The sequence below is a fragment of the Gallibacterium melopsittaci genome (assembly GCF_042433085.1).
In the GTDB taxonomy this organism is placed as follows: domain Bacteria; phylum Pseudomonadota; class Gammaproteobacteria; order Enterobacterales; family Pasteurellaceae; genus Gallibacterium; species Gallibacterium melopsittaci.
Genome location: NZ_JBHLWA010000005.1, coordinates 1 through 1,954, shown reverse-complemented (window position 1 = coordinate 1,954; position 1,954 = coordinate 1). Strand labels below are relative to the sequence as shown.

General features: G+C 34.3%; 2 protein-coding genes. Both read left to right on the top strand.

Annotated features, from left to right (window positions below):
• Positions 1-234 precede the first annotated feature (234 nt).
• A complete protein-coding gene (locus tag ACFFHT_RS01425; protein ID WP_382372783.1) occupies positions 235-900 on the top strand; it encodes a signal recognition particle receptor subunit alpha in 666 nt (221 codons plus the stop codon).
• Positions 901-1,086: 186 nt separating this feature from the next.
• The gene (locus tag ACFFHT_RS01420) at positions 1,087-1,863 is read left to right on the top strand and encodes a peptidylprolyl isomerase (RefSeq protein WP_382372781.1); all 777 of its coding nucleotides are present in this window, start codon (positions 1,087-1,089) and stop codon (positions 1,861-1,863) included.
• Positions 1,864-1,954 lie beyond the last annotated feature (91 nt).

Sequence of the window (1,954 nt, the reverse complement as noted above, 5' to 3'; positions counted from 1 at the left end):
TTTTGCGTTAATTTTTAGTGATTTAACTTGGTATTTTAATCTATGTCAGAAAATAAACAGAAAAAAGGATTTTAGGCTTCATTATTTGGACGTAACAAACCAGCAGATCAAACAACCAATGACTCACAGAAGATCACTTCTACCCCAGTCACAGAATCAGAAGAAAAAGCCGATACAACAATAACAACAACAGAAATACCTGTTGTTGAGTCTATTTCAGAAACACAAGAATCATTGGAACAATCTGAAGAAATATTAACAACATCAAATCTTGAAAATAATCAAGAACAGGTTACAACGCCAATACAAGATGAGCCTGAGCCTGCTAAAATGGAAACACAAGAAAAACCAACTAAACAAGGCTTCTTTAGTCGTTTAGTGCAAGGTTTAGTCAAAACGAAACAGAATATTGGAGCAGGTTTTCTCAACTTCTTTACTGGCAAAAAAATTGATGATGACTTATTTGAAGAGTTGGAAGAACAGTTATTAATTGCTGATGTAGGCGTTCCTACAACCAGTAAAATCATTAATAACTTAACCGAACATGCAACACGCAAACAGTTAAAAGATGCTGAATTACTTTACCAACAATTAAAAGTGGAATTAGGGACAATTCTCAAACCTAATGAGCAACCATTAATCCTTACTGACAAAAAACCATTTGTGATTTTAATGGTTGGGGTAAATGGCGTGGGTAAAACGACCACCATTACAGGTCGCTCTCACCAATTACGCGTACATATGCTGGCATTAGGGCACCCTATTTTAGGCGATAAGTTTTATTCACCACCACAAGTTAAAGCAATGGCACCTCGCCTTTGCCTACACGCCGAGAGTCTAACCATCACCCATCCAATTACAAAAGAAGTGATGACTTTTTCTTGTCCAGCGGAATTTTAAGCCGCTGGGTTGTAAAATCATTAATAAACCCGTAAATTTTTTAAAAATTTTCAATTTTCTTATCTAATTTTTGTTATTATCCGTGATCTTTTCTATAAATTACTGGTATCATAGATTACTATGCCTTAAAAAATATAGGCAATACAGCTAATAACTTCAATTTTTTACAAAAAAGGATGACAACAGATGAAACGTTTATTATTAGTTATCGCTCTTAGTTTAGCTTTACCTGCAATGGCAAAAGATGTCGCAACAGTAAATGGTAAAGCAATCTCTGATAATGATGTAACCAACATTTTTACAACGCTTGGTATTGATAAACCAACTGCAGATCAAAGAAAAGAAGCAATCAATGTATTAGTTAATCGCGATGTTTTATTACAAGAAGCGGCAAAACAAGGCTTAGATAAAAAAGCAGATATCAAAGCTAATATGCAAGCAGCAAGTGAAAATGTATTAATCAATACACTCCTACAACAATGGGCAAGTAAAAACCAAGTTTCTGAAGAAGAACTTACCCGTGCTTACGATAATATTGTTAAAACATTATCAGACAGCCGTGAGTATCGTGTTCGCCACATTGTGGTAAAAGATGAAGCTAAAGCAAAAGAAATTCTTGCTGACTTAAAAGCAAACAAAATTAGTTTCACTGATGCAGCAAAAAAATATTCTATTGATACAAATGCTGCAACTGATGGCGGTGAATTAAATTGGCGTAATGGTAATGACTTTATTCCAGGTTTTGCCGAAGCTGTAAAAGATGCGAAGAAAAATGTGCTTACTGGTCCAATCAAAACACAAGCTGGTTATCATATTCTTCAAGTTCAAGATGAACGCCCTGTAAGTATCCCAACTTTTGAACAGCTCAGAGGTACATTAGTTAACAATCTTACTCAACAAAAAATTGCTCAATATGTAGAATCTCTACGTCAAAAAGCAAAAGTGCAAGTAAATGAAAAATAATCATGTTTAACTAAAATCGGCATAGTAGACAAAATTGTTGCTGATGTGTCAAAAACTATGCCAAGTGGACAAAATTGTGGCTAATATTTAT